This window comes from Candidatus Acidiferrales bacterium, from assembly GCA_036514995.1.
Taxonomy (GTDB): Bacteria; Acidobacteriota; Terriglobia; order Acidiferrales; family DATBWB01; genus DATBWB01.
This window is the reverse complement of record DATBWB010000114.1, coordinates 1-7,149: the sequence shown is the minus strand read 5'-3', so window position 1 is coordinate 7,149 and position 7,149 is coordinate 1. Positions and strand designations below refer to the sequence as shown.

General features: G+C 61.0%; 6 protein-coding genes. 2 read left to right on the top strand and 4 right to left on the bottom strand.

What is annotated here, in order from left to right; all coding sequences use genetic code 11:
* Positions 1 to 404: 404 nt before the first annotated feature.
* The 3 genes from VIH17_08145 to VIH17_08135 form a co-directional block, all read right to left on the bottom strand.
* A complete protein-coding gene (locus VIH17_08145; GenBank protein HEY4683205.1) occupies positions 405 to 3,104 on the bottom strand; it encodes a TonB-dependent receptor in 2,700 nt (899 codons plus the stop codon).
* Between the two features lie 249 nt (positions 3,105 to 3,353).
* Positions 3,354 to 3,815 (bottom strand): transcriptional repressor, encoded by a 462-nt coding sequence (locus VIH17_08140; GenBank protein ID HEY4683204.1) that lies wholly within the window; start codon positions 3,813 to 3,815, stop codon positions 3,354 to 3,356.
* Between the two features lie 138 nt (positions 3,816 to 3,953).
* Positions 3,954 to 4,706 (bottom strand): SDR family oxidoreductase, encoded by a 753-nt coding sequence (locus tag VIH17_08135; GenBank protein ID HEY4683203.1) that lies wholly within the window; start codon positions 4,704 to 4,706, stop codon positions 3,954 to 3,956.
* A gap of 258 nt (positions 4,707 to 4,964) precedes the next feature.
* Between VIH17_08135 and VIH17_08130 the strand changes: the two genes are divergently transcribed.
* A complete protein-coding gene (locus tag VIH17_08130) occupies positions 4,965 to 5,951 on the top strand; it encodes a homocysteine S-methyltransferase family protein (protein HEY4683202.1) in 987 nt (328 codons plus the stop codon).
* Positions 5,952 to 5,961: 10 nt separating this feature from the next.
* Complete coding sequence (locus VIH17_08125; protein HEY4683201.1) at positions 5,962 to 6,894, top strand: homocysteine S-methyltransferase family protein; 933 nt, start codon at positions 5,962 to 5,964, stop codon at positions 6,892 to 6,894.
* 56 nt (positions 6,895 to 6,950) lie between these two features.
* On the opposite strand, the gene VIH17_08120 is transcribed toward VIH17_08125, so the two are convergent.
* A partial coding sequence (locus VIH17_08120; protein ID HEY4683200.1) for a hypothetical protein occupies positions 6,951 to 7,149 on the bottom strand: 199 nt, incomplete at its 5' end.

Below are 7,149 nucleotides of genomic sequence, written 5' to 3'. Positions count from 1 at the left end.
AAGCCTTCCACTGCTGCCTCAAATTTCATTGCTGCGCTGACCCCGCTCATTTCTATCGCCGAATGGCTTGCTGGCATCTGTCCGTCGAGCCGCACAGTCTCGACCACCAGCAGCCCCAGCACCGCAATGAGTAATAGTCGTCTGGCCATGATGTCCCTCCCTCGCACCAGGTTTTTCGGTGATGTTCGCTTTGTACGTATCTTTGTACGTATCACGTAGGGGCGTGTCTTCACACCGCCCCAGGCTTTGTACGTATCACTTTGTACGTATCACGTAGGGGCGTGTCTTCACACCGCCCCAGGCAAAGGGCAAGCTGAACCTTGCCCCTACTGCTGCTGCTGCGAAAATTCCGTCGCGCGGCGGAAGAGCGAAGCGGAAAATGGCCCCAATTAGTTGGAACGGCACTAGAAGCGAAAGAAATAGCTCACCTGCAGATTCCTTCCAGGCGAATCCACCCCGGAACCGTGCAGGCGATAGTTCTTGTCGAGCACGTTCTCCAGGATCCAGATGAACTCCGAGTGTTCGCTCAGGCGATAGCCGCCGCGGAAATTGAGGGTTGCAAAGCCCGGAGTCCCGGTGAACATCGGCGCGCTTTCGACGCCGGCGCCCAGCACGCGGTCTTGCACCTGCACTAGGGTCTCGCCGGTGGCAAGCAGCCGACCTCCCTCGACCAGCCCGCGGGCCACGGCCCCGTTATTGAAGAACGACGCGATCGAACTCCTGGACCGCGTAGCCCCGATCCGCTGGTCGGCCAGTTCGAGCGACGAGAGCCGGTCCTGCTTATCCGACCAGTAGGTGAAGGTCTCAAACCAGTAAGGCTTGCTTGCCGGCTGCCACCGCACCGAGAAGATGCCATGCAGCGGGGGCAGTCCGCCTTCAATGTCCGGCGCACCACTGGTCTGCCGGTCGATCCCGCGGAGGTATGAAACATTTCCGGCGAGCGATAGCGTCGAAGTCGCTTTCACCCGGGCCTCCGCTTCGAAGCCACGGATGCGGACGCGGCCGATGTTGGTGCGCGTAATGACCGGCCGCGGGTCCACCGCCGTAATCACCGCCCCGGAAGCTAACTGCTGGATAATCGTCGCGCCGCCGATCGTCTGCCCCACTGCCCCGGGAGGCAGAATGAGCGCCCGCTTGGTGATGAAGTCCTTCAAACTGTATTGGAAAGCGCTTAGCGAACCCTGGACGCGCCCGGCATGCAGGCGCACGCCCCCCTCGTAGTCCCACAGCGATTCCGGCGACAACTGTTGCGCCGGTCGGCCCGTGGACACGGCCGAGCTGTTGGCGGTGGTGCCGATCAAGCCGCCGGCCCTGGCCGCCTGATCAGGCGACGCTTCAAAGCCGTTCGAAGTCAGTCCAACCGAGGAAAAGTCGGTGCTGTTGGGCGCCCGGAAGCCGCGCGATACTGAACCGAAGACGGTCAGAAACCGCAGCAGGCGATAAGAAGTGCCCGCCTGGAACGTGACGTCGTCGAGCGTGGTGGAAAAATCCGGCACGGTCGGTTGCCCGCCCACAAACGGGTTCTTGCCAGCAAAAGTCCGGAAGCGGATGCGGCTATAACGCACGCCCGCCTGGGTGCGCAGCCGGCTTGAAAACCACTCCGACGTGTGCCCGGCAAAGAGCCCGTAGCTGACGTACCGACTGCCGTCCGGCAAACGTCCACGCACGGTGGCGGTGGCGCCGGTGGAGGGATTGAGCGTCCCGGCGGCGGCGTCAAGATATTCGTCATAAGCCTCGCCGCCGAACAGCATCACGTGGTGGCTGCCGATATGCGTCGTCGCCTGCAGTTGGTAACCGAACACCGCCGTGACGCTATCGTCTTCGGTGATCGTCGCCAGCCGATTGCCGCTGCCGCCCTGGAAGCGCCGATCATCGCGTTGCCGGTTGTAGGAGAACGTACCCTGGAGCGTGTCCAGCCACCCCAGCCGTTGTTTCTCGTACCGGGCGTAGAAGAAATCGAGTACTTGTGGGTCGAAGGAGTTGATCAGGTTGCCATTCCCGCCATTGAGCTGATCATACCGGCGTCCGCCGCGTTGCTCGCCATGGTGGTAGGTCAGGCTCAGCGTCTGGTCGGGCCGCGCGTTCCAGAACATGCGCAGATAGCTCCCCCATTGAGTGAAGGCTGTATCCTGCAACCGTTCGCCGAGCCAGCTCGACGGCAACCCGAGGAAGCGCGTGACCGCAGCGTGAGAGTCGCCGCCGTCGCCGGCCCGAATGTCCTGGCCGCGCCGATAGGAGCCGCCTCCCAGCAAGTGCCAGTTGTCCCTCCCGTAAGAAAGCCGGAGGCTGCTGGCGCCCGCCAGGTCTGCGCTGCGGAAGAAAGGCACAACTTCTCCGTGGAACTCGCTCTTGCCCGGCGCCATGAACGGCCGTGCCGGCAGCAAATTGAGCGTGCCGCCCAGGCTGTCGCTTCCGTACTGCATCGAGTTTGGCCCGCGGGACACCTCGACCCGCTCGATAAAGCTCGGGTCAACGGTCGCCAAATACTGGTTCGGCCCGGGCCGAAAGGTTGAATTATTGAAGCGCACGCCGTCAATCAGGTGGAGCACCTGCTGGCCGGTGAGACCGCGGATCAAAACAGCTCCCTGGTGGCTGGTGGTCTGTTGCACCTGCACGCCCGGCTCTTCCCGCAGCACTTGCGGCAAAATCAAGCCCGGGCGCAGTGGGCGTTGTTCCGGTCCCACGATGCTCAGACCGTTCGGCACGCTCACCGCATCTTCAGGGAGCCCGCGAGATGCCGTCACGGTAACGGAGCTGGTCATCGTGCCCACGCGCAAGGTGAGCACCAGCTCGACCGGATCCGCTGTGGTGGTGTCCACCGCAGCGGAGGCCATCTCCAGCCCCGGCTGCCGCGCCACCACTTCGTAGCGCCCTCGCGGCAGGCCCGACAGGACAAAATTCCCTTCTTCGTCGGCATTCGTTGTGGCTATTGGCGTTCCTGTGCCGCGGTAAAGCGTTACCGCGGCCCCGGGAATGACGCCCCCGGACTCGTCCAGGACGCGACCGCGCAACGTGGCCGTGGGATTGCCCAAAACCGGAGGAGTGTAAAGTAGAATGGCGGCTAGTGCCGTTCCAACTATTTGGGGCCACTTTCCGCAAGTCACACGGCATGCTTTATTGATCATATAGGATCGAGATATCTAGGCTCATCAAGTTGGAACGGCACTAGAAGCGCGCGGCCGATAGACAACCTGGGCATCATGATTGCCAGTGTCCTCCGGAAGTATTCGGGCGCGGCTAGTTGCAACTAAGTTGCAACTAGATAAACCCCACTATACGCCCCCCCAATGTCGAGTGTCAAGTAGAGATTTTGGAGGAGCATCCCAAGACGCCGGTGGCGGTTTCCTCAGGGATTAGGGCTTGGCTCCGTCGGACTGGCAGCGGGCGCACAAACCGCCGACTTCCACGCGAATATCGGCGATCAGGAACCTCTTCTCCCGCTTGATCTGCCCTTCCAGCCGATCCAGCAGTTCGCTGTGCAGCTCTTCCACCCGAGCGCACTTCCTGCAAGCTAGGTGCAAGTGGTGCCGCCCGGGCTTCACCTCATAGTAATGCTGCCCGCCATGCAGGTGCATGAGGTCAAGCTCGTCCACCAGGCCATGCTTCTTGAGCATGCCCAGGGTGCGATAGACGGTGACTCGGTCCACTTTGCGGTCAAGCTTGCGGGCACGCTCGAGCAGGGTTACGGCATCCACATGCTCGCCGGAAGTCTCAATCACGCGGAGGATGGCCTTGCGCTGGCGCGTCATGCGGACGCCTTTGGCGAGGAGCTGCGCTTCCAGATAACCTTCCGGCACCGTAGCACGTTCGGGCATGATGAGCTCCAATGAAATTCTCTTCCGAGATTAGACGAGCCATACGTGGAAGTCAATGCAAGGCGCTTTGCCGTAGTGGGTCAGTTTCCGGGAAGCCGACTTCTGGGGAGTAATCCGATTCGCCGAGCTACAAAGCCATCAGTACGACACACCTGGTGTCTTCCGTAGATACGTATTGTCAGCTAGCTGTTTGAGCATAAAGACGGCCACATCAGCTCGGGAGATCTTTGCCGTGAAGAACCAGTGGCCGATGTTCATCCCCTCTCGACAGACGCCTCTTCGCGGTCCATTTGTGAGGGCAGCGGGGCGCACAATCACCCAGTCAAGCATGCTGTCTTTGATGATCCTCTCCTGAACCTCTTTGTCCGCAAAAATATTCCGCAGCAATAGTGGAATCAAAATGTAATTGTAGAGAAATCCCAACTGCCCTTTGCTCTCGCCGATGCCCAGCGAAGACTCGCAAACGAAGCGCTTCACGCCAAGCTTTTCCATTGCTTGGACAATATTCTGCGTGCCGTCGGAGAGAATGGTTTTCTTCCTAAAGAGAATCATAAGGGCCAAGACCGGCAGCCCAACTCGAACAAACCACTCCAATGGCCTGGATAGCGGCACTGCCGCGGCGAACACCTGGCAGATGACCGCTAGAACGACGATCGCTCCCGCGCGCACTCTTATGCCCAGAGCTGACAACACGGCGTCTTGGCCGCTGATCGCCGCCTCCACGGAAACGTAGTTCAAGATGTCCCCCTTCATGACACTCAGATTCTTGTGTGTGGTTCGGACCTTCGCGGGCTCGCGCGCAAAGGCAGTAACAACGTGTCCCTGCTCCAGCGCCTGTTCAACCAGCGCTCGACCTGTTCCGCCGGTTGCACCGAAGATGAGCAATTTCACTGCGGTCGTCCCTCTGCAATCTCGCACTACTATCTACGAGCAACCAGTCGAAGTGAAGCGAATTTTTCGTTACTTGCGCTTCTCCTGTTGCCATCCCCGGATAGCTCCCGGTAAACGCCCTTCCAGGAAACTGACCCACTACCCGCTTTGCCCCGCGAAGTCGCTTGGTTGGCTTATCTGACTCGGGCTATAATGCCACCGCGCATCGAAATTCTTTTTCCTTTTTTTCATCGGCCATTGAGTCTTCCAGGAGTTTCCATGAGCTATGGACGCATTCAAGGTCATCTGAGCCGGGGTGAAATGGTGCTGCTCGATGGCGGCGTCGGCACGGAGATCTACCGCCGGGGCGTGTACTGGCGTTCGAACGGTATCGAGCGCAACCCGGAGGTGGTTCGCCAGGTGCACGCCGACTATATCGCCGCCGGCGCCGACGTCATCACCACCAATACCTTCCAGCTCACTCGCCGGAGTTATTTGAACCTCTTCCATGACATCGAGCACATGCGCCACATCGGCCCGGAGGGCCTGGAGAACAAGGCTGAAATGCTGGTGCGGCGGGCGGTCGAGCTGGCGCGCGAGGCACGGGAGCAATTCCGGTCTGCCACCGCCGGGGAAGTTGCCATCGCCGGTTCCATCTCGCCGTTGCAGCATTGCTTCCGGCCGCAGCTCGCTCCGCCGAACGATGAGCTGCGCACCGAGCATGGCGAAACCATTCAACAACTCAAAGAGTCGGGAGTGGATTTCCTTCTGCTCGAAACCATGAACAACATCCGCGAGGCGGTCGTGGCTTCCGACGTCGCCCGCACCAGTAATCTTCCCTTCTGGGTGAGCTTCGCCGTGCGCGAAGGGGGGAAGTTGCTCAGCCGCGAAAGCGTTGCCGGCGCTGCCAAAGCGGTCGAACCATACGGCCCGGAAGCCATCCTGGTAAACTGTGGCCCCATCGAAGACATCACCCTTGCTCTCAGCGAGCTGGCGGGCGCGACCCGGCGGCCGATCGGCTGCTATGCCCATATCGGCCGCTACCATCCGCCAAGCTGGAAACACGCTTTTTTTCCGCGCTTTGCTGAGACCGACCAAGTTCCCCCGGAAAAATATCTCACCGCCGCCGGGCAATGGGCAGCCATGGGCGCGCAGATCATTGGCGGCTGTTGCGGAACGACTCCGGCTCACATCCAGGCATTGAAGGTTGGCTTGCCGAAATCCTGTCCGCCACGGCAGGCGTCCCGAAGCGTCGGCGCGAGATAGGAGGCCGCCCATGAGCTATGCTGCCGTCAAGACTCGGATGGAACGCGGAGAGATGATCATTTTGGACGGCGCCATTGGCACGGAAATGTGCCGCCGCGGATTGACCTGGGAAGGACACAAGGTCGAGAGCGAGCCGGACGCTATCCGTTCCATTCACGCCGACTACATCCTGGCCGGGGCGGACATACTTTCGACAAACACCTTTCAGCTCGCCAAGCGGAGCTTCCTGAACCACTTTGCCGATCTTGAGCACATGCGCCACATCGGCGCGCAGCATCTCGAAACCTGCGCTGCCGGCCTCATCCGCGAGGCCGTCCAATTGGCTCTCGAGGCGCGCCGGCGCTCTTCCCGGCCCGCGGAGGTTGCCGTGGCCGGCGCCATGACAACGCTGGAATGGTGTTTCCGGCCGGACTTGGCCCCGGAAGAAAACGCGATGCGAGCCGAATATCGCGAAATTATCTCCCACTTCAAAGCGGCCGGCGTCGATTTGATGCTCTTTGAGACCGTAAACCGCTGGCAGGAGGCGACGGTGGCGTTGGAAGCGGCGCGCGAGCTGGACATCCCGGCGTGGGTCAGCTTTGTGCCGGACTGGCGGGCGCGGTTATTGAGCGGCGAATCCATCGCCCGGATGGTTTGCCAGCTCGAGCCTCTCGCCCCTGATGCCATCCTGTTCAATTGCGCGCCGCCTGGCGATTGCACGCTGGCGTTGCGCGAACTGGCAAAGCACTCCAAGCGCCCCTTCGGCGCCTACGCCCACATCGGCCGCTTCGACCCGCCGGATTGGATGTTCACCGACGAATATCCGCCTGAAAAATATCTTGAGGCAGCCACCGAGTGGGTCGCTCGAGGGGCACAGCTCATTGGCGGCTGCTGTGGAACCACACCGGATCACATCCGGTTGCTCAAGGACGCCCTCCCCAGGCGCGCGGCCGTGCACGCCTGAGCTCTCCGGCGGCGCCTGACGACGCGCCCAATGGCTTCGTGATTCCCCGACCGCTCTTAGGCCACTCTGCTTTCCGCCATCGCCGCCTCGTAGCCCGCGCTGACGTAATAGATGGCTTTGTCAAAGAATTGATCCACGAGGTGAAAAAGCTCCAGTTCCTGGAGCAACTCGATAGCGGTATCGGCGATCCCCTCCATCCTGAGAAATTCCCACAAGTGCTCCTTGGTCAGCGCCAGGGCGTAGATGACCTGGCTG